This is a genomic window from Flavobacterium xizangense (assembly GCF_054075145.1).
Map to the genome: position 1 here is coordinate 300515 of NZ_JBSIPG010000001.1, position 18548 is coordinate 319062.

The window sequence follows — 18548 nt, forward strand, 5'->3', positions numbered from 1 at the left end:
AAAAAAAAAGCCTGAATTTAAAATTCAGGCTTGTTGCTATAATTAAGCTTCGATACTTACTTCGTTTTTCACTCTCGTTCTAATCTCACTCAGTGATTGATCAATCAAAAGTTTCCCATCTCTGAAAACCTCTTTCAAATCGCCTTGTTTTTCTTCTTCCCAGGAAACATTATCAGTTAGATAATATTTCCCGTCAATTAAATCAATTTTCATTAATCCTTTAGCCGATTTTTTCGTTCCGTCATCTGTAATTGGATCTTTGAAAATGGCTCTTCCCTCACCGTTTACTTCTCCATAAGTTGCTTTCATTGCAAAACCAAAAGTATCTCTCGTGTTATATTGATAGGTGAAAGATCCAATTCCTAAAACAACATTTGTAGAAGCAAATCCTTTGGCTTTTAATCTTTCGCAGATTTGTGTTGCTCTAGCTAGTGTAATACTATCTCCATAAATAGCTCCGATTTGTGGAACCAATTCTTTAAAACCTTTAGCATTTGTTGTACCTCCAAAAACATCCCAAAGTAATTCAATAACTCCTTTTTTCTCTTGTTCTGTTTTTCCATTTGGATTTCCGCAGATAATATCTACTGGATCGCCGCTATCAGGACGAATCACAACTTTACCTTCTCTTGAGACGATTTCCTCTTTTAATCTCGGAAGATAATCCGTCAAAACTTTCCATAAATCCCAAGTATCAGAAACGATAGAAACAATTCCTTTTGGATATACTTCTGTAATTAACCTTTTGAAAGTTTCATATTCTCCTTCAGTTGTTCCCATACACATTACAGAATGTTCTGTTGCCGCTACTGAACCTGCGACAAGCTCTAAATCTGAATTGGCATTGTAATATTCTTCTAAGAAATCAATTGCCGGAATTGTATCAGATCCTGTAAAGCTTAATAAATGTCCCGCAGCTGAAGTTACTGAAGCTTCAATTCCACCCATTCCTCGCATTGAGAAATCGTGTGCCTGCCAATCTACAAATTCTGGTGCAGATGAAGTTTCTGCTGCGTATCTATCCAAAACTTTTCTGTATTCTTTTGCTAATGTTGCTGAATTACAAGGCAACCAAACCACCGCAGAAAGTAATGTTTCAAAATAATTGGTCAACCAAAAAAATTCCGGAATTGTATTATACATCGTAAACATTGGTACTCTCAACGGAACGCTTGCCCCTTCTGGCAAAGCTTTAAAGACCATTGGAATATATCCTAAATCGTGTAAATCCTCGATATGTTTTGTACCAACTTGGTTTTCTCCCAAATAGTTATTGATTCTTTTCGCATATTTTTTAACGACTTCCTCTTTTGGTTTTTTAAAAAAATATTCTTCAAAATCGTGAATAATATATTTTTTGATGAAATACTGAAGTCCGAAAAACACAACCTCGTCAAGTCCTTCAATTCTAGATTTTCTAGGTGTCCAGTTAGAGTATACAATTGTTGTTCCGTCTGGATATTGTCTTCTGTGGTCAACTTTGTAACCGTCAGTTAGTAATAATGGGTTCATATATTTTTATTTTAATTTTTCTGTTAATCGTTCTGCTAAATCTTTTATATCATTAGATCTTACTAATTTTTCAATCCATTTATTTGGAATATTTTCAATTCCATAATAAATACCGGCCAAACCTCCTGCAATTGCACCTGTAGTATCGGTATCTTCTCCTAAATTAACGGCTTTTAAAACAGTACCTTCGTAGGTGTTCAAATTTAAAAAACACCATAAACTGGCTTCTAAACTATGAAGCACATATCCTGATGAATAAATATGTTCTTCAAGATATTGTGAAATATCATTCTTTAAAATTCTATCGAATAACTGAATTTCCAAAGGATTAAATTTCTTATCCTTTAAAAATTCAGATATAATATCTTGCATCCTCGTGTAAGCTTCTATTTTATCATTCCCTTTTAAAATTTCTAAGCAATACACTACATATATGAAACATGAAAATACAGAACGAAAATGAGCATGGGTTATAGACGAAACTTGCTTAACCGTTTTATAAATTACTTCGATATCTTTTTCTTTTTGAAGATAAAAGGTCAAAGCCAAAATACGCATTAATGAACCATTCCCATTGTCTCCTTCAGAAAAACCGCCACATAAATCAGGCTCATGTCCTTTTGCTATATTAAGAATTGCATGTCTAGTAGCTATTCCAATATCAAAAACTTTCCCATGCGGAGTCCATAATTCTTCGCTATACCATCTGACAAAATTTTTGGCTATATCATTTAAGTCAAAACCTTTGCATAAGCTTTCGGCCAAACAAAAAGCAAGAGAACTATCGTCACTCCATGTCCCTTCTGGTTGACGGTGTGTACCAAAACCAAACATATCAGCAACAGGATTTCCTTTTAAATAAGTTCTTGATTTAAATTCAACAGGAACTCCCAAAGCGTCACCGATAGCTAACCCAAATAAACCTGATTCTATTTTATTTTTGATCATTCCTTCGCTTTCTTTCAGTCAAGTAAATTTTGTATTAACTCGTCCAATGTTTTAAACTGTTCTACTGAATATCTATTACATACAATATCAATGTTTCCTTTTCTCCAAAAATTTTCCTCTACCACAACTTTCATTTTATTGGTTTGAGCATAAAGTCCAAATTCAAGTAACGATATGGGTGACATAGTATTTTCTGCAAAAAACATAATAATTATATCTGCTCTTTCTAATGCATTAAGTTCCCAATTGACTTGCTCTTTAAAATTAGGATTTTCTATGGTTTGCGACCAGCTGCTGTCCCACTCGCTTCTTCTTGGATTAAAAATTACAAATTGATCTTGCAACAATTCTTCGCAGTGTTTTTGCCAGTTTATTGCTTTATCCATTTCTATTGAACCAGCCAGAAAAATGGTTTTTGCATCGATGTGTAAAGGAATGTCTTCCGGTGCTTTGTAAATTCTTTTCATTACTCTATTTATTTCTTCCTTTTTCATTTGGATAAAATGTCTGCACAACATCACTCTGCCAAAATTTCTTTTTTTCTACATCAATACAAGTTAATTTTCCATAAAAACCAGCTCCAGTATCAATATTCCACACATTACAACCTTGCATTGGCACTTCAACATTATAATGAAGTGTTGGTGTATGCCCAATATAAATTTCATTATAAAGTAATAATCTTTTTGGGTACGAAAGTGAATCTTTTTTGATTCTCTTATCCATTGTCAAAGCCATTTCCCAAAGTGTTCTGTCCCAAGAATAGTTTGTTTTGTAATGTTCTTTTTCTGGTCCATGCATGGATGAAAAACCTGCGTGAATAAACAAATTATTATTTTCATCTACAAAGTAATCTTTCATAGCGTTGAAAAAATGAAGATGTTTTTCTTTTTCCGAAGACTCAATATCGGTATAACTTTCTATAGTCGATTTTCCTCCATCTAAAAACCAAATATCATTTACGATATCTTTTTCTAACCATTCCTGACACCAGGCATCATGATTCCCTTTTATAAAAATGCATTCTTGTTTTTGGGATAAATCAATAAGAAAATCAATTAATTGTTTTGATTCGCTCCAACCATCGACATAATCTCCCAGAAAAATAAATCTGTCATTTTGAGAATAATCAATACTTTCTAATAACTGAATTAATGCTTTTAATCCGCCGTGAATATCTCCAAAAACTAAAGTTCTTTTCATGATTTAAATTCGATATACTTTGCCGGAACTTCATCCGTAAGCCAAACGTTATTTTCAGACAAATAAAATTTGAATCCGTCTCTGTGCATTGCTCCGCTTCTAACGGTTAAAATTTGAGGAACTCCACGTCTGCTTCCTACTTTTATTGCCGTTTCTTTGTCTTTGGAAAGATGTACGTGCTGACGGCTCATTTTTTTCAAACCTTCTTTCTGGATGTTTTCCATAAACTTTCCAACGGTTCCATGGTATAAATATTCTGAAGGTTCTGTTTCCGATAAATTCAGTTCAACCGAAATAGAATGTCCCTGACTTGCACGGATTTTGGTTTTATCTTCGTTATAAGCGAAACGTTTTTTATCATTGTTTTCTACAACGTAATCTAAAAGTTCGGCAGTCATCTGATTTTGACTTCCTTTTTTATTACATTTTATAATTAATTCTTCAACATCTGCCCAGCCGTTTTCGTCTAGTTTTAATCCGATTTTTTCTGGTGAATGTCTAAGTACTAAACTTAGAAATTTACTTACTGTTTTTGCTGTATTTTCATTCATGATTTCCAGAAATTTTTAGTTTTTTATTCAATTCTTCATCTTGAAAGACCAAAGGCTTCTCGGCAGGAATCAACAGATTTTCCAATTGTTTTTTCTGAACAAACTCATATTGTTCTTGTACAAAACCTGAAATATCTTCAATTAGCAGAATATCTTCTTTGGCAAAAGATTTAATAAAATCATCTCTTAAACCAATTTGTATTGCTCTTCTTTCTAATTTTCCTCCGTAAGGATCATGATCTGGATCCCACTGCAATCTTACCGAAGATGTTTTTACTTCTGTCTGCCATTCTTCATAACTTTTCCCAAGTGATGAATCGTGAGTAGAATAAACTGCATTTTGCAAGTACTTTTGAAATGCATCTATTTTAAGATGAATTGCTAAAACTACTTCTTGTCTTTCTTTAGTTCCCCAGCCGTTTCGATACATCATCCAAAGGAAATTTGGTTTAATCCATGTCATTCTTTCCAAACTGAATGCTCCTCCAAAAAACTGATTCTTTGCGGCAAATTCGCCTATTTCTTTTCTGTACGACTGATAAACAATTATTTCTTTATCATCGTATTGAGCCATTATATGATAACCTGATTTTGGCCATTCTTCTATTTGCTCGTTATATTTTTTTAATTCTATTTTCATTTTGTAAATACACAATAACGTGATTGTGTTTATTTTTTAATCATTATTTTGTTGATCAAACGTTCCTATGGAACGTAAATACAACCTGATAACATTTTATTCTACCGATGAAATGTTCCTATGGAACATCTATAAAATGTTTTTGTAAATCTGATAATTTTCATCATCGAAGCAGACAAAAATTACCTTTTCTATTTCTGAAATTCTTTCAAAATCTTTTACCGTTCTTACTGCTATTTCTGCTGCTTTATCTTTCGGAAAATGATAAATACCAGTACTAATATTCGGGAAAGCAATAGTTTTTATTCCGTTTTGAATAGCAAGGTTTAAACTATTTTTATAACAATCAGCTAACAATTTTGATTTCTCTTCTTTATCGCCATTCCAAACCGGGCCAACAGTATGAATAACATATTTAGAAGGTAGGTTTCCTGCGGTTGTTATAACCGCTTCACCCGTTTTACAGCCGCCTTGTTTATTTCGAATCTGAATACATTCATCTAAAATTGCTTTTCCTCCTTTTCTGTGAATCGCGCCGTCAACTCCGCCTCCACCCAACAAAGAAGTATTTGCAGCATTTACAATCGCATCAACCTGAATCTCTGTTATATCTGCTTTTAGAAGTTCTAAAATCATTTTTTAAATTCATTTAATTTGTTCCTTAGTCCGACATTTGAACTTATTACTGAACGATCTGTGAAATCCACTTTTACTATTTCAATTTCTCCAATAATATTAGAATTGAAATCGTTTAAATCTTCTGACGGAATCCAAAGTTCGTTATGATTTTTATCGCCTACATTTTGAACTTCATATTTCTCCAAAAAAGAGGTTTTGACTTCAAAAGCGGTGACTATTGCAATAAAACCTGAAAATTCATCAACGGTATTCCATTCTAAAGCAATTTGTTCTGCATATTGTTGATTCATTACAGGATAAAAAATGGGCTGCCAATCTAATCTTGGTGGAAAGGCTTTGTAATCCAAATCTGCAATAAGCTCCATTTCTTTCAATCCAACCGGACGATATAATCTTGTTGTTTCCATAATTTATTTCAATTCATTCCTAACTTCCATCAAAGCAAAACCTAAAAGATTCAACCCCTTCCATTTTTCAGGATTTGAAGCATCTGTATGATCGCTCGCCATTCCAATTCCCCAAATTGGATCAACCGGACTTGCTTCAACTAAAACCCGATCTTTTGTATTTAGTAAAAATGTTTTTAAATCCCGATTCTGACTGAACTTATGATAATTCCCTTGTTTTACAATCTCGTATCGGTTTTCTAACCAAAGTTTTTCGTCATAATTTCTAACTTCTCTTCCTAACTTTTTGGCTTCGGCCGGAGAATCTGCTTCTAGAATTTTTTCTAAGATTTCTTCATCCTGAAACAATTCTGCTTTTTTTGCCATCATCCAGTGTTCAGCCGTTTTATAGGTTACTTTTTCAACTTTAAAAGAACTTAACCACCATTGACTGAAACAGGTTTTGGTAATTTTTCCGTCTTTATTAGCCTGATGTCCCCAGAAAAATAAAAACTTACTTTCTGGAGCTATATCTTGAATATTGTATTTCATATTAATTGATCTAATTTGATTTGGAAAACTCTTTCATCATCAAAATCTTTGAAAGAATTTGTGGTAAAGATTTTGTCAAAGCAATCCAGAACTTCAAAACCTTTATTGAAAATTCCGTGGCTTACCGCTAAGTATAATTTTCCGACATTTTTCTTTTTTAATTCTTCGGCAAGTCCAACAAAAGTTCCGCCGCCGTCGCAAATGTCATCTACAATTAAGCAGTCAATTCCGTTTAAATCGTCTTCATAAACTTTAAAACCAGATAATTTACCTGTTTTTACGTCTCGGCTTTTACTGCATTCTACCACATCAATTCCGCCTAAAAATTCAGAAACTTTGTAGATTTTCTTTAAAGCTCCTCCATCTGGAGAAATTAATTTTACGTTTTCACCAATGATTTTTAAAATCTGCTGAATAAAGGTATGGTTCGGAATTACAGTACAATTGTTTACCAAAGCCGGAGTAACTTCAGAATGTGCATCAAAAACAAAAACTTTGTTCAACTGAAGTCCGTTTATAATATCAGCATACACTTTTACAGATAAAGGTTCGCCGGGAATCATAACACGATCTTGTCTTGCAGCAGGGAAATACGGAATAAACAAATCGATGATTTTAACGTCCATTCTGCGTAAAGCATCAACTGTAATACACAACAAACCTAAATTGTTGAAAGAATTTAATCTGTGTGTAATTGTTATTTTTTGATTGCTATCAAAATTGGGATTAATTTTTATGTGTGGTTCTCCTCCAGAAAATGTAAAACTTTGAAATTTGATTTCTTTCTGATTTTGGAAAGGAGCGAATTTTGGGTCGAGATTTAGTATCATGGTTTTTTAGTTTGCGTTAATTATACGCAAATGTAGAATTAAATTTTAAATAAACAATTTATTTTGTGTAAAAATTACGCAAACTTTATTTCGAAGTGAAAGCCATTATCAATTAACTCGTTATATTTCAACTTATTGAATCTAAAAAGTTTTGCTGGTCTTCCGTTTTTTATAGGAGAAAAATTATCCGTTTGCTCTAAAATTCCGTAGCTGAGAATTTTTTTTCTGAAGTTTCGTCGGTCAATTTCTTTTTCTAAAATGGTACAATATAGGTTTTCAAGATCCGAAAACAAGAATTCTTCCGGCAGCAAATCGAATCCAATGGGTTCATAAGTCAGTTTTGCTTTTAGCCTTTCGATACCTTTTTTTAAAATTAAATTATGATCAAATGCCAGAGACGGAATTTCATCAATTTTAAACCATTGTACTCTTTCGGCATCAGTATCGGCTTTAATTTCCAAATTTGAGGCATCAATTAAAGCATAGTATGCCACCGAAATAACGCGATTTCTGGAATCGCGATTAATATCATCTCCAAATGTGTACAATTGTTCCATAAAAGTCAATTGCACATTGGTTTCTTCATGCAATTCTCGAATAACTGCATCTTTCAAAGATTCATTGTCCTGAACTAAACCTCCCGGCAAAGCCCAATATTTCTCTGAAGAACCAAATTGCTGTTCGATTAACAATACATATAAACCACTGCTTTTATAACCAAAGACAATAGCATCAACAGCAATTCTAATATTTTGCAATTTTTCCATACTTAAAAATCATATTCGAACAAATATAACGAATGAGAGTCAATTTTATAATTTAATGCTGAAACATAAATTACAAAATTGACTCTCATTAAATAACTTTTTTATCTAATTTATAGTAACACTTCGCTTAGGAACCGAAGTACATGTCGCAGCATCTTTACTTATCGTTACCTCAGCTTTTACTTAGTATGTTCCCTCAGCAGTGTATGTATGAGTAACTTCAGTTCCAATTCCTGTGGTTCCGTCTCCAAAATCCTATTTAACAAAAGTCAGAGTTTCAGTTCCGTTATAAATAGCGGAATAATTCATTTTCAAACTATAATCTATTTCCAAAGAACAGTTTTAATTCTTTCTCAATAATATCAAAAAAAGATTTCAAATTATTGTTTTTTGGAGTCAATAAATACACAAATTCTTCAGGAACATGAAAACTGTTCCAAACTAACTGGAGCTTATTTTCTTTAATAAAATTTCTGGCATTACAATTCCATGTGGCAGCTATTCCCTCATTTTTAGCTAAAAGTCTAAGCATTTCAGATTCTGAAGGAATAATGTAATTCGGAACCATCGATGGTCTTTTTTTATTGAAAGCATGCAACCAGAACAGTTTTATATGCGGAATACGAGCGTCGTGACTATACCACTTTTGTGCATTAAGCCATTGCTCTATTTCATTGAAATCATCTGCTTTTAATTTTTGGCGGAATTCCGTTATATCCAAACTCGTTGGAGCAACAAGAATCAATTTAATTTTGCCGACAATTTCATAAGTAGTATCAAAAGTGTCAAATCTTTTTGTGGTAATGGCAAAATCTAATTTTTTAGCATCCACTAAGGCAAAAAGTTCATCATTTTCTGCAAAAGTAAAATCTATTAAATCAAATTTTGCAATTAAAAGAGCTCCAACGCAGTCAAATAAATGTCTTGAAATTCCAACCGAAATTAATCGGTTTGCATCTTCTGCCTTTGCCCTGAAACCAGTTTCAACACTTTCGAGTCTGTCAAGCGCGTCTATTATTAAATTATTCAGTAACTTAGCGTATTCAGTTGGTTCTACGCCCTTTGACTTTCGATTAAATAATTTATTCCCAACATGAGCTTCAAGCATAGAAATCTGCTGACTTACGGCTGGCTGGCTCATAAATAACTCTTTTGCAGCGACAGAAAAATTTCCATTTTTATAGACTGCCTTAAAAGTTCTGTACCATTCTAAATTGACCATGACATAAATTTATTTATGACAAACATAGTTTATTTTATTTTTACTGATATCACTTAAGACGTAAATTTGTCAAAAAATTTAATCTTATGAAAAAAATAGCACTACTCGCAATAATTGCAATTACAGCCACAAGCATTTCTGCATTGGCACAAAAATCAAATAAAAAAGGTATGAAAAAAGTATTATTTGTTGTGACCAGCAATGATAAACTGGGCAACACAGGAGAAAAAACCGGATTTTGGTCAGAAGAACTAGCTGCGCCTTATTACGAATTATTAGATCAGGGAGTTGAAATAACAATTGCATCTCCGCTTGGAGGCCAACCACCAATTGATCCAAAAAGCTCTGATCCAGCTTCAGCAACTGAAGACACAAAACGTTTTGATGCAGATAAAGTTTTACAAGAAAAACTAAAACATACGTTAAAACTTTCAACAGTAAATCAAAAAGATTACGATGCGGTTTTTTACCCAGGAGGTCACGGTCCGCTTTGGGATTTAGTAGAAGACAGAAATTCGATCACTTTAATCGAATCTTTTTACAATCATAAAAAACCAGTTGCTTTTGTTTGTCATGCGCCTGCCGTTTTGAAAAACGTAAAAGTTGATGGGCAATATCTGGTAAAAGGGAAAAAAATAACCGGTTTTACTAATGAAGAGGAAGAAGCAGTAGGATTGACAAAAGTAGTTCCGTTTTTATTAGAAGACGTTTTAGCATCAAACGGCGGAATTTTTTCAAAAGGACCAAACTGGCAGCCATACGCAGTTGAAGACGGACTTTTAATCACAGGACAAAATCCAGCTTCATCTAAATTGGTCGCTGGAAAATTGCTAAAAAAATTAAAATAAAAGGTACTAAGGTTCTGAGTGGCTAAGATTCTAAGTTCTTTTAATCATAGCTACTTAAGAATTCGGTATTTAATAATAATTACAAAGAATAATAACCCGATACTAAGATTCAGACGCTAAGTAAAAACTTAGAATCTCCAGAACCTTAGCATCTTAGAACCTTAAAAAAAATGCTAAACTTTGAATTGTATAATCCGACGAATTTAATTTTCGGAAAAGGGCAAATAGAAAAGCTTTCGACTTTAGTTCCAAAAAATGCTAAAATATTATTGGCTTATGGCGGCGGAAGTATTTTTAAAAACGGAATTTACGATCAGGTAATCCAAAATCTAAAAGGATTTGAAATTGTGGAATTTGGCGGAATCGAACCAAATCCACGATTTGAAACTTTAATGAAAGCTGTCGATATAATAAAAAGAGAAAAAATCGATTTTATTCTTGCTGTTGGTGGTGGATCTGTAATTGATGGAGTGAAATTTATTTCTGGCGCTGTTAATTTCGAAGGAAATCCGCTTGATATTCTTCAAAAAAGAATTTTGATTAAAGAAAACGCAATACCTTTTGGAACCGTTTTGACACTTCCGGCAACAGGAAGTGAAATGAATTCTGGCTACGTGATAACTATTGAAGCAACTCAGGAAAAATTAGCTTCTGGCGGAAGCGCTTTATTTCCTCAATTCTCCATTTGCGACCCAACTGTAATAGCTTCTTTACCAAAAAGACAAATCGAAAACGGTGTTGTAGATGCTTATACCCATGTTATGGAGCAATACTTGACGTATCCGCATGATGCTTTTCTTCAAGACAGAATTGCAGAAGGAATTTTACAGACTTTAATTCAGGTTGGTCCTGGTGTAGTCAAAAATCCAACAGATTATACTTTGGCTTCTAACTTTATGTGGAGCTGTACAATGGCTTTAAACGGATTAATTCAAAAAGGTGTTCCAAGCGATTGGGCAACACATATGATTGGTCACGAATTGACAGCTTTATACGAAATTGACCATGCAAGAACTTTGGCAATTATTGGCCCAAGTTTGTATACCGTAATGTTTGAAACTAAAAAAGGAAAACTGGCTCAATACGGAAGACGCATTTTCAATCTAACAGGTTCAGATGACGAAGTGGCAAAAGAAGCAATCAACAAAACCGTTGAGTTTTTCCACACAATGGGAATGGACACCAAACTTTCGCAATACACAAGAGAATACTCAAATACAGCAGATTTTATTGTAAATCGTTTTGACGAAAGAGGCTGGAAAGGTTTAGGCGAAAATCAATTGGTTACGTTAGAAAAAGTAAAATCAATCGTAGAATTGAGTTATTAAACTTTAAAAATTAACTAAATCAGAAAAGGCGTTCTTAAAGTAACTTTAGGAACGCCTTTTCACAATACTAAAACAAAACTAACTAACTCAATTTTTATTAAACTCATTAAAATTTTAATTTATAAACAGTTACAACGTAAGGTTAGTTGTTTTATTGTGTACAACGTAAAATATTTTTTTGTTTTTTTTCTAACCACTTGAAAAACCGCGGTATTTAAAGGCGTTTTTCAAATTTCTTAAATCAGATTTTGTATTATTACTACATTATTAAGTACTTTTGTTTTAAATTATTAAAATAATGAGCGAAAATTTAAAATTTGCAGTAATTGGTGGAGGAAGCTGGGCAACTGCAATTGCAAAAATGTTATGCGTAAATCAATCTGAGATTGCATGGTACATGCGCAACGATGCTGCGATCGAGCACATTCAAAAATACAAACACAACCCAAACTATTTAAGTTCAGTAGAGTTTGACACTAAAAAACTTAAATTAACCAACAATATCAACGAAGCAATTGAATATGCCGATTATTTAATATTCGCTATCCCATCTGCCTTCTTAGATGCCGAAATGAAAAACATGACGGTTTCTTTATCAGACAAAATTATTTTCTCGGCAATTAAAGGAATCGTTCCTGAAACAAGCTTAATTGTTGGAGAACATTTCCATATTCAATATGATATTCCATATTACAATATTGGTGTTATTACAGGTCCTTGCCACGCAGAGGAAGTGGCGCTAGAAAGACTTTCTTATTTGACAATTGCTTGTGGCGATCCTGAAAAAGCCTGCAACGTTGCCAAATCACTTTCAGGAAATTACATTAAAGCTAAAATTTCAGACGATATTATCGGAACTGAATATGCGGCGATGTTGAAAAACATTTACTCTATTGCTGCCGGAATAGCTCATGGTTTAGGTTATGGCGATAACTTTCAATCGGTTTTAATGAGTAATGCGATTCGTGAAATGAAGAAATTCATCAGAAAAGTGCATAAAATGAAACGTAACATCAATGATTCGGCTTATTTGGGCGATTTATTGGTTACTGGATATTCCGTTTTCTCAAGAAACCGAATGTTCGGAAATATGATTGGAAAAGGCTATACCGTAAAAAGCGCAATGATGGAAATGAGCATGGTTGCCGAAGGTTATTATGCAACAAAAAGTGCTTATAAACTAAATCAAGGTTATGGTGCAAAAACACCAATTATAGATGCCGTTTATGCTGTTTTATACGAAGGAAAAGACGCGAAATCTGTATTTAGGAAATTGACTGAATCTTTGGATTAAGTTTTTAGAAAAAAAGAAGCAAGAAACAAGAGAAAAGACTTGTTCTCTTACAAATAAAAAAGAGCCAAACTGAATTTTAGTCTTGGCTCTTTCTCTTTATTCTATTTCTATGAAGTTTTCCTTCTTGTTTCTTACTTCTTTTTTCTCTACTTAACCATCACGCCCTCAACAAACAAAATCGGCACTTCTTCCGTATTATTTTCGTTGATTAGGTTCGATTTAAAGATGAATTTCTTGTCGTATAAAGTATTCCCGATGAAGAAAGTCACCATGAATTCATTATTCAAAACCAAAAGACTTTTCTCAATCATTTCGATTTTAACAACAGAAACCGAAGGAACTTCAACAAATGCATGACGCAGAATCGAAGTTTTTTTCATTTCACCATCAATCGTTCCAAATGCTTTTGAAACAACCATCACGCTGTCTAAATTAAAGTCGCTATCGTTTACCAGATATGCGTACCACACTTTTTCCATAAAATCGTCGCTCCACTCCTGCACCGCTGCAAGAAACACGTTTTCAACTTCTGGAATTATTATATCTTTTTTCATGTTAGTCAAAAGTTTAAAAGTCGAAAAGTCGAAAGCCACAAAGTAAAGACTTTATGACTTTCGACCTTAGACTTTCGACTTAAATTATATATTTGATTTGAACTGCTCTAAGAAACGAACATCGTTTTCATAAAACATTCTGATATCGCCAATTTGGTATAAAAGCATTGCGATACGCTCTACTCCCATTCCGAAAGCGAATCCGTTGTATTCATCTGGATTGATATCGCAGTTTTTAAGAACGTTTGGATCTACCATTCCGCAACCTCCAATTTCCAACCAGCCAGTTCCTTTTGTAATTCTGTAATCAGTTTCGGTTTTTAATCCCCAATAAATATCAATTTCAGCACTTGGTTCTGTAAATGGGAAATAAGACGGACGAAGACGAATTTTAGATTTTCCGAACATTTCTTTAGTGAAATAAAGCAATGTTTGTTTCAAATCAGCGAAAGACACATCTTTGTCAATGTATAGTCCTTCCACTTGATGGAAAATACAGTGCGAACGAGATGAAATCGCCTCGTTACGGAAAACACGTCCCGGAGAAATAGTACGAATTGGCGGTTTGTGATTTTCCATATAACGCACCTGAACAGATGATGTATGCGTACGCAACAGCACATCAGGATTTGTCTGAATGAAAAATGTGTCCTGCATATCACGCGCCGGATGATATTCTGGCAAGTTCAATGCAGTAAAATTATGCCAGTCGTCTTCAATTTCCGGACCTTCAGAAACATTGAATCCAATATTGGCAAAAATATCTATAATCTGATTTTTTACAATCGAAATCGGGTGACGAGATCCTACAATTACTGGCTCAGCAGCACGAGTCAAATCACCAAAGGCACCTTTAACTTCTTCTTTGCTTTCAAGCTCTTCCTGAATAACTCTAACTTTTTCTTCAGCAACAGCTTTTAAGGTATTGATTACTTGTCCAAAATCTTTTTTCTGATCATTTGGAATATTTTTAAACTCAGTAAAAAGTTCTTTTAATAACCCCTTACTTCCTAAATATTTAATTCGGAATTGCTCTAAAGATTCTTTATTTTTCTCATTAAAGGCCTTTGCTTCCTCTATATGTACTTTTATCTTATCTATCATTTTCCTTCGGTTCTTGAGAATACAAATTTAGTGTTTTTAGTTTAAAGTGTGCAGTCACAGTCACAGTTTTCAGTTTTGAAACCAATAATTCTGTAAACTACGACTATCACTGTAGCTAAAAACTACTCGATAAGGTTTCTTTCTAAAAAATAACTTACAATGGCTTCTTTCATCAAAACCGATTGTTCTCCGGCTTTCAATGGTGGCAATTGCTCTTTTATTTTGTAATGTGGCCATCCATCTTCATCAAAATATTCGAATTCATAAAATCCGTAAGGTTCTAATAATCGACATATTGCGATGTGCATTAAGTTCAGTTTTTCATCTTTTTTGAATTCACGGTGTATTTTCCCGAATTCCTGAACTCCAATAAGGTAAATTATGGCATCCAAATCCAGATCTTCGCCTTGCGAAAATTGATTTGAAAGTATATCAACGAGCTTTTCCCATCGCTCTTTTAGTTGTGTATCTCTAGACATTTTGATTATGATTTTAGATTGTAGATTTTAGATTGCTGATTAAAAATCTATTCTGAGGGGGCAGAATCGCAATCTGAACTCTAAATTTGAATTGCAAAGATACATAGTTCACTACATTGCACCTAAAAAAATAAACACATACCAAAAAAGCACTACAAAAAGCCTCTGAACGTTTGTCTCATTGAACCTCTGAACCTCAAAAAAAGCATATCTTTACGCCTCATTAAACACCAAACCAAAGCATGAGTTTTTTTGATATTATTGTAGGCGCACTTTTATGTTACAGTCTATACAAAGGCATAAAAAATGGTCTTTTTGTAGAAGTTGCTTCTTTTATTTCTTTGCTGTTAGGAATTTATCTTGCCATTAAATTTTCGTCATTAATGACCGGAGTGATTTCAAAACATGTTTCCTGGAATCCCACAAACATTCAAATTACGGCTTTTATCCTCACTTTTATTCTGGTTGTAATTGGTGTTTACTTTTTAGCCAAAATATTAACCGGAATTGCTGATTTTGCCATGTTGGGCTGGATGAACAAACTGGGTGGCGGGTTTTTTAGAATTTTAAAAAGCATCTTAATTCTGAGTATTTTTATTGCTTTGTTCGAAAAAATAAACTTCAACAATACTTTTGCCAAACAAGAAACTTTAGATAAATCTATTTTTTACAATCCGGTGAAAAAAGTAGCCGCTTTTGTGTATCCTTCCATCGAAAAATGGTACGAAAGTTTTAAAAAACATCATTCTGAGAAACCAGAAGAAAAAGAATAAAAAAATTATAACCGCATTCGATAAAGCCCCAGCGGAGCAAAATATTTATAGAAATAAAATTTACACAAAGAAAAAGAGTCCAAGGGGAGCAGCATAATTTATATTGTCATAACACATGTCGCTCCAATGGAGCTTCAATCGTAGATGTTCATCTTTTCTATAAACATTTCGCTTCTCCAAAGCTTTAAAAAACGAAACCCGACAGGCTTTAAAAACCTGTCGGGTTTACTATTGAGTTGTCATGCTGAGCGAAGTCGAAACCCTTACCAACTAATGTCTTTCTTCTCTCCTTTTTTCAAAACAACTTCCTGCTTTTTATCCCCGAAAATCAAAGTTGTTTTTCCGCCGATTTTAGAAGAAACGATCAATTTTTGAATCGTTTTATTGCTCCAGTTCATTTCAATTTCAAATCCGCCTCTTGCACAAATTCCTTTTACAGAACCTTCTTCCCAAGCGTCTGGCAAAGCAGGAAGTAAACGAATTTCATTTTCATCTGACTGAACCAACATTTCGGCAACGGCTGCTGCACCACCAAAATTTCCGTCAATTTGAAATGGCGGATGCGCATCGAACAAATTCGGATACGTTCCCCCTCCTCGTCTTGGTCTTTCGGTTTTCTTTTTATCTGGATCTACGTAACGTAGCAATTCACGATACATTTTATAAGCGCGATTTCCGTCCCAAAGTCGTGCCCAAAGATTAATTCTCCAACCTTTTGACCAACCTGTTGTTTCGTCGCCTTTTATTTCGAGCGTTTTTCTCGAAGCCTCAGCCAAATCTGGCGTTTTTAATGGCGTAATATGATTTCCTGGAAAAAGTCCGAATAAATGCGATTGATGACGGTGTTTTGGCTCGTTGTCATCCCAGTCAAAATACCATTCTTGCAAATTTCCTTTTTTACCAATTCGATACGGATGAAATTTCTCAAGCGCTTTTTCTAATTTTTCCCTAAAAGCAGCATCTGCATTCAGCACTTTTGAAGCTTTTATGGTTTTGTCAAAACATTCGCGAATCATTGCCAAATCTGCAGTGCCTCCATATAAAGTAGCTCCGACAAAACCATCTGCTAACTTATATTGATTTTCTGGCGAAGTAGATGGCGATGTTATTAAATTTCCATTTTTATCCGTCACAAGCCAGTTTAAGCAAAATTCGGCTGCACCTTTCATTAACGGATAACCTTCTTTTTTAAGATAAGCTACATCTTTTGTAAATATATAATGTTCCCAAATATGCGTACTCAGCCATGCGCCGGCTATTGGCCAACATGCCCACATAGGTTCTTCTTTTCCAAATTGTCCAACCGGATTGGTCATTGCCCAAATATCCGAATTGTGAGCGGCTGCCCAGCCTTCATTTATTCCATAAAAAGTCTTTGCCGTAACTTTTCCTGTTACAGAAAGATTTTTTATAAAACTCAAAAGTGGCAAATGCATTTCTGAAAGATTGGTATTTTCTGCCAGCCAATAGTTTTCTTCCAAATTAATATTCATTGTATAGTTACTGCTCCAAGGCGGATTCATATACGGATTCCAAAGTCCCTGCAAATTTGCTGGAACGCCAATTGTTCTGGATGAACTGATCAACAAATAACGTCCGAAATTAAAATACAGAATTTCCAGATTTTTATCTTCTTTCCCGTCGGCGTAACGTAATAAACGTTCATCTGTTGGTAAATCTGGCGCTGTAGTTTTTCCTAAATCTAAATTGACGCGATTAAAGAATTTTTGATAATCGGCGATATGAGATTCTTTTATTTTATCAAATGGTTTTGCGTACGCTTTATTCAAATTTTGCAATGCCATTGTAATATCATCTAAACCTTCAGTTGCCGGATTTTTATCAAAACCATTAAAACTGGTTGCAACTGAAACATAAATAATGGCTTCGGTTGCATCTTTTAAAGTTAAAGATTCCCTTGAGCTTGTAATTTTTCCGTCGGTTTTTTTGATTTGGACCAAAGTCGTAAATTTTGTTCCTCTTTCTTTTATGCTTAGGTATTTTGGCAAAACGGTATATCCTGCATTTTCGTGAATTGGCGCAGAGCCTTTCATTACCAAAATATTACCTTTCACTTCGACATTTGACTGTAAAAGGCTTTTTAAATTAATGTCAAAATTCAAAGCGCCTTTTTGATCGGCTGTTAATTTGATTATCATAATTTGATCAGGCGCTGACACAAAATATTCACGTGTATATTTTATACCTGCCATTTCGTAACTTACTTTTGAAATTGCATTTGAAAGATCCAGTTCGCGATGATAATTTACAGCGCTTCCTTTTTCGGAATTATTGATTTCTAATGTTCCTAAAGGCGCATACGATTCCGAGTTTTTGCCTTGAACTTTTTTGTTTAATTCTTCAGCAAGTTTATAGTTTTCATTTTTTAAAGCTTCGCGAATTGCCGGAATGTTTTTGTAAGCTTCCGGATTCATATTAGCATTAACAGGTTCACCCGACCAAAGCGTGATGTCATTCAGATAAATTTTATCTGAATTCGCACCACCAAAAACAGTTGCTCCCATTTTTCCGTTTCCTAAAACAAGACTTTCTTCAAAGAATTCTGCGGGTTGTTTGTACCATAAAATATTTTTGGTTTGCGCCGAGATGTTAATGTGGTAAAATGTGAGAAGTAGAAAGAGAAATGTTTTTTTTATGATTTTGGGATTCATAGGATTGTTGTTTTTGGTCATGTTTTTTACATCTGGTATTTCTGCAATCTTGTCATTCCGAGGAACGAGGAATCTTCGTTAGTAGCTCGACAAAGATTGAAGATTTACTTTGTGGAGTTTCCTCGTTTCCTCGGAATGACAAAACTATCGCGTTAATCTTGCAATAACAAATAATTATTCCTAACGGAAAATTTCTTATCACCTTTGTTCGCGTGAGGGATAGAAGCAAACTACCGAAGTAGTGCG

General features: G+C 34.0%; 20 protein-coding genes and 1 pseudogene. 4 read left to right on the forward strand and 17 right to left on the reverse strand.

Annotated features, from left to right (window positions below):
- Positions 1–42: 42 nt before the first annotated feature.
- The 13 genes and pseudogenes from ACWA1B_RS01265 to ACWA1B_RS01325 all read right to left on the reverse strand — a co-directional run bounded on the left by ACWA1B_RS01265 (position 43) and on the right by ACWA1B_RS01325 (position 9250).
- Positions 43–1512, reverse strand: coding sequence for a nicotinate phosphoribosyltransferase (locus ACWA1B_RS01265; protein WP_456904031.1), 1470 nt, complete (start codon positions 1510–1512; stop codon positions 43–45).
- Positions 1513–1518: 6 nt separating this feature from the next.
- On the reverse strand, positions 1519–2460 hold the full coding sequence (locus ACWA1B_RS01270; protein ID WP_456904032.1) for an ADP-ribosylglycohydrolase family protein: 942 nt from the start codon (positions 2458–2460) through the stop codon (positions 1519–1521).
- Between the two features lie 14 nt (positions 2461–2474).
- A complete protein-coding gene (locus tag ACWA1B_RS01275) occupies positions 2475–2954 on the reverse strand; it encodes a nucleoside 2-deoxyribosyltransferase domain-containing protein (RefSeq protein WP_456904034.1) in 480 nt (159 codons plus the stop codon).
- On the reverse strand, positions 2932–3663 hold the full coding sequence (locus ACWA1B_RS01280) for a metallophosphoesterase family protein (protein WP_456904036.1): 732 nt from the start codon (positions 3661–3663) through the stop codon (positions 2932–2934). Before ACWA1B_RS01280 ends, ACWA1B_RS01275 begins: the two co-directional genes overlap by 23 nt.
- Positions 3660–4214: an RNA 2'-phosphotransferase gene (locus tag ACWA1B_RS01285; protein ID WP_456904038.1), complete on the reverse strand. Its 555-nt coding sequence runs from the start codon at positions 4212–4214 to the stop codon at positions 3660–3662. The genes ACWA1B_RS01280 and ACWA1B_RS01285 overlap by 4 nt, the downstream gene beginning before the upstream one ends.
- Positions 4207–4854, reverse strand: a complete 648-nt coding sequence (locus ACWA1B_RS01290; RefSeq protein ID WP_456904040.1) for a DUF4291 domain-containing protein — start codon at positions 4852–4854, stop codon at positions 4207–4209. The genes ACWA1B_RS01285 and ACWA1B_RS01290 overlap by 8 nt, the downstream gene beginning before the upstream one ends.
- Before the next feature lie 129 nt (positions 4855–4983).
- A complete protein-coding gene (locus ACWA1B_RS01295; protein WP_456904041.1) occupies positions 4984–5490 on the reverse strand; it encodes an O-acetyl-ADP-ribose deacetylase in 507 nt (168 codons plus the stop codon).
- Positions 5487–5900, reverse strand: a complete 414-nt coding sequence (locus ACWA1B_RS01300; protein WP_456904043.1) for an ADP-ribosylation/crystallin J1 — start codon at positions 5898–5900, stop codon at positions 5487–5489. Before ACWA1B_RS01300 ends, ACWA1B_RS01295 begins: the two co-directional genes overlap by 4 nt.
- A 3-nt stretch (positions 5901–5903) precedes the next feature.
- Positions 5904–6431: an NADAR family protein gene (locus ACWA1B_RS01305; protein WP_456904044.1), complete on the reverse strand. Its 528-nt coding sequence runs from the start codon at positions 6429–6431 to the stop codon at positions 5904–5906.
- Entirely contained in the window at positions 6428–7261 is an 834-nt protein-coding gene (prs, locus tag ACWA1B_RS01310; RefSeq protein ID WP_456904046.1) for a ribose-phosphate diphosphokinase, read from the reverse strand. Before prs ends, ACWA1B_RS01305 begins: the two co-directional genes overlap by 4 nt.
- Before the next feature lie 74 nt (positions 7262–7335).
- The gene (locus ACWA1B_RS01315) at positions 7336–8028 is read right to left on the reverse strand and encodes an NUDIX hydrolase (protein ID WP_456904047.1); all 693 of its coding nucleotides are present in this window, start codon (positions 8026–8028) and stop codon (positions 7336–7338) included.
- A gap of 183 nt (positions 8029–8211) precedes the next feature.
- Positions 8212–8277: pseudogene (locus tag ACWA1B_RS01320) on the reverse strand (PKD domain-containing protein); the annotation flags it as partial.
- 67 nt (positions 8278–8344) lie between these two features.
- Complete coding sequence (locus ACWA1B_RS01325; RefSeq protein ID WP_456904049.1) at positions 8345–9250, reverse strand: LysR family transcriptional regulator; 906 nt, start codon at positions 9248–9250, stop codon at positions 8345–8347.
- Between the two features lie 86 nt (positions 9251–9336).
- On the opposite strand from ACWA1B_RS01325, the gene ACWA1B_RS01330 reads away from it, so the two are divergent.
- The 3 genes from ACWA1B_RS01330 to ACWA1B_RS01340 all read left to right on the forward strand — a co-directional run bounded on the left by ACWA1B_RS01330 (position 9337) and on the right by ACWA1B_RS01340 (position 12720).
- A complete protein-coding gene (locus ACWA1B_RS01330) occupies positions 9337–10098 on the forward strand; it encodes a type 1 glutamine amidotransferase domain-containing protein (RefSeq protein WP_456904051.1) in 762 nt (253 codons plus the stop codon).
- 170 nt (positions 10099–10268) lie between these two features.
- Complete coding sequence (locus ACWA1B_RS01335; RefSeq protein WP_456904053.1) at positions 10269–11426, forward strand: iron-containing alcohol dehydrogenase; 1158 nt, start codon at positions 10269–10271, stop codon at positions 11424–11426.
- 298 nt (positions 11427–11724) lie between these two features.
- Positions 11725–12720 (forward strand): NAD(P)H-dependent glycerol-3-phosphate dehydrogenase, encoded by a 996-nt coding sequence (locus tag ACWA1B_RS01340; protein ID WP_456904055.1) that lies wholly within the window; start codon positions 11725–11727, stop codon positions 12718–12720.
- A gap of 146 nt (positions 12721–12866) precedes the next feature.
- Here the strand turns inward: ACWA1B_RS01340 and ACWA1B_RS01345 are convergent, their stop codons facing one another.
- From ACWA1B_RS01345 to ACWA1B_RS01355, 3 genes are all read right to left on the reverse strand, one after another.
- A complete protein-coding gene (locus ACWA1B_RS01345) occupies positions 12867–13274 on the reverse strand; it encodes a hypothetical protein (RefSeq protein ID WP_142451476.1) in 408 nt (135 codons plus the stop codon).
- 84 nt (positions 13275–13358) lie between these two features.
- On the reverse strand, positions 13359–14378 hold the full coding sequence (gene pheS, locus ACWA1B_RS01350) for a phenylalanine--tRNA ligase subunit alpha (RefSeq protein ID WP_035652981.1): 1020 nt from the start codon (positions 14376–14378) through the stop codon (positions 13359–13361).
- 122 nt (positions 14379–14500) lie between these two features.
- On the reverse strand, positions 14501–14857 hold the full coding sequence (locus tag ACWA1B_RS01355) for a hypothetical protein (protein ID WP_035652978.1): 357 nt from the start codon (positions 14855–14857) through the stop codon (positions 14501–14503).
- A gap of 242 nt (positions 14858–15099) precedes the next feature.
- Between ACWA1B_RS01355 and ACWA1B_RS01360 the strand changes: the two genes are divergently transcribed.
- On the forward strand, positions 15100–15630 hold the full coding sequence (locus tag ACWA1B_RS01360) for a CvpA family protein (protein ID WP_456904057.1): 531 nt from the start codon (positions 15100–15102) through the stop codon (positions 15628–15630).
- Between the two features lie 263 nt (positions 15631–15893).
- On the opposite strand, the gene ACWA1B_RS01365 is transcribed toward ACWA1B_RS01360, so the two are convergent.
- Entirely contained in the window at positions 15894–18302 is a 2409-nt protein-coding gene (locus tag ACWA1B_RS01365) for a glycoside hydrolase family 95 protein (RefSeq protein ID WP_456904058.1), read from the reverse strand.
- Between the last annotated feature and the right edge of the window lie 246 nt (positions 18303–18548).

Coding starts and splice junctions, on each gene's coding strand:
- ACWA1B_RS01355 (WP_035652978.1), bottom strand. CDS start 14,857: ATGTCTAGAGATACACAACTAAAAGAGCGATGGGAAAAGCTCGTTGAT.
- ACWA1B_RS01365 (WP_456904058.1), bottom strand. CDS start 18,302: ATGAATCCCAAAATCATAAAAAAAACATTTCTCTTTCTACTTCTCACA.
- ACWA1B_RS01345 (WP_142451476.1), bottom strand. CDS start 13,274: ATGAAAAAAGATATAATAATTCCAGAAGTTGAAAACGTGTTTCTTGCA.
- prs (WP_456904046.1), bottom strand. CDS start 7,261: ATGATACTAAATCTCGACCCAAAATTCGCTCCTTTCCAAAATCAGAAA.
- ACWA1B_RS01275 (WP_456904034.1), bottom strand. CDS start 2,954: ATGAAAAAGGAAGAAATAAATAGAGTAATGAAAAGAATTTACAAAGCA.
- ACWA1B_RS01280 (WP_456904036.1), bottom strand. CDS start 3,663: ATGAAAAGAACTTTAGTTTTTGGAGATATTCACGGCGGATTAAAAGCA.
- ACWA1B_RS01340 (WP_456904055.1), top strand. CDS start 11,725: ATGAGCGAAAATTTAAAATTTGCAGTAATTGGTGGAGGAAGCTGGGCA.
- ACWA1B_RS01360 (WP_456904057.1), top strand. CDS start 15,100: ATGAGTTTTTTTGATATTATTGTAGGCGCACTTTTATGTTACAGTCTA.
- ACWA1B_RS01285 (WP_456904038.1), bottom strand. CDS start 4,214: ATGAATGAAAATACAGCAAAAACAGTAAGTAAATTTCTAAGTTTAGTA.
- ACWA1B_RS01335 (WP_456904053.1), top strand. CDS start 10,269: ATGCTAAACTTTGAATTGTATAATCCGACGAATTTAATTTTCGGAAAA.
- ACWA1B_RS01325 (WP_456904049.1), bottom strand. CDS start 9,250: ATGGTCAATTTAGAATGGTACAGAACTTTTAAGGCAGTCTATAAAAAT.
- ACWA1B_RS01330 (WP_456904051.1), top strand. CDS start 9,337: ATGAAAAAAATAGCACTACTCGCAATAATTGCAATTACAGCCACAAGC.
- ACWA1B_RS01305 (WP_456904044.1), bottom strand. CDS start 6,431: ATGAAATACAATATTCAAGATATAGCTCCAGAAAGTAAGTTTTTATTT.
- ACWA1B_RS01295 (WP_456904041.1), bottom strand. CDS start 5,490: ATGATTTTAGAACTTCTAAAAGCAGATATAACAGAGATTCAGGTTGAT.
- ACWA1B_RS01315 (WP_456904047.1), bottom strand. CDS start 8,028: ATGGAAAAATTGCAAAATATTAGAATTGCTGTTGATGCTATTGTCTTT.
- ACWA1B_RS01290 (WP_456904040.1), bottom strand. CDS start 4,854: ATGAAAATAGAATTAAAAAAATATAACGAGCAAATAGAAGAATGGCCA.
- ACWA1B_RS01270 (WP_456904032.1), bottom strand. CDS start 2,460: ATGATCAAAAATAAAATAGAATCAGGTTTATTTGGGTTAGCTATCGGT.
- pheS (WP_035652981.1), bottom strand. CDS start 14,378: ATGATAGATAAGATAAAAGTACATATAGAGGAAGCAAAGGCCTTTAAT.
- ACWA1B_RS01265 (WP_456904031.1), bottom strand. CDS start 1,512: ATGAACCCATTATTACTAACTGACGGTTACAAAGTTGACCACAGAAGA.
- ACWA1B_RS01300 (WP_456904043.1), bottom strand. CDS start 5,900: ATGGAAACAACAAGATTATATCGTCCGGTTGGATTGAAAGAAATGGAG.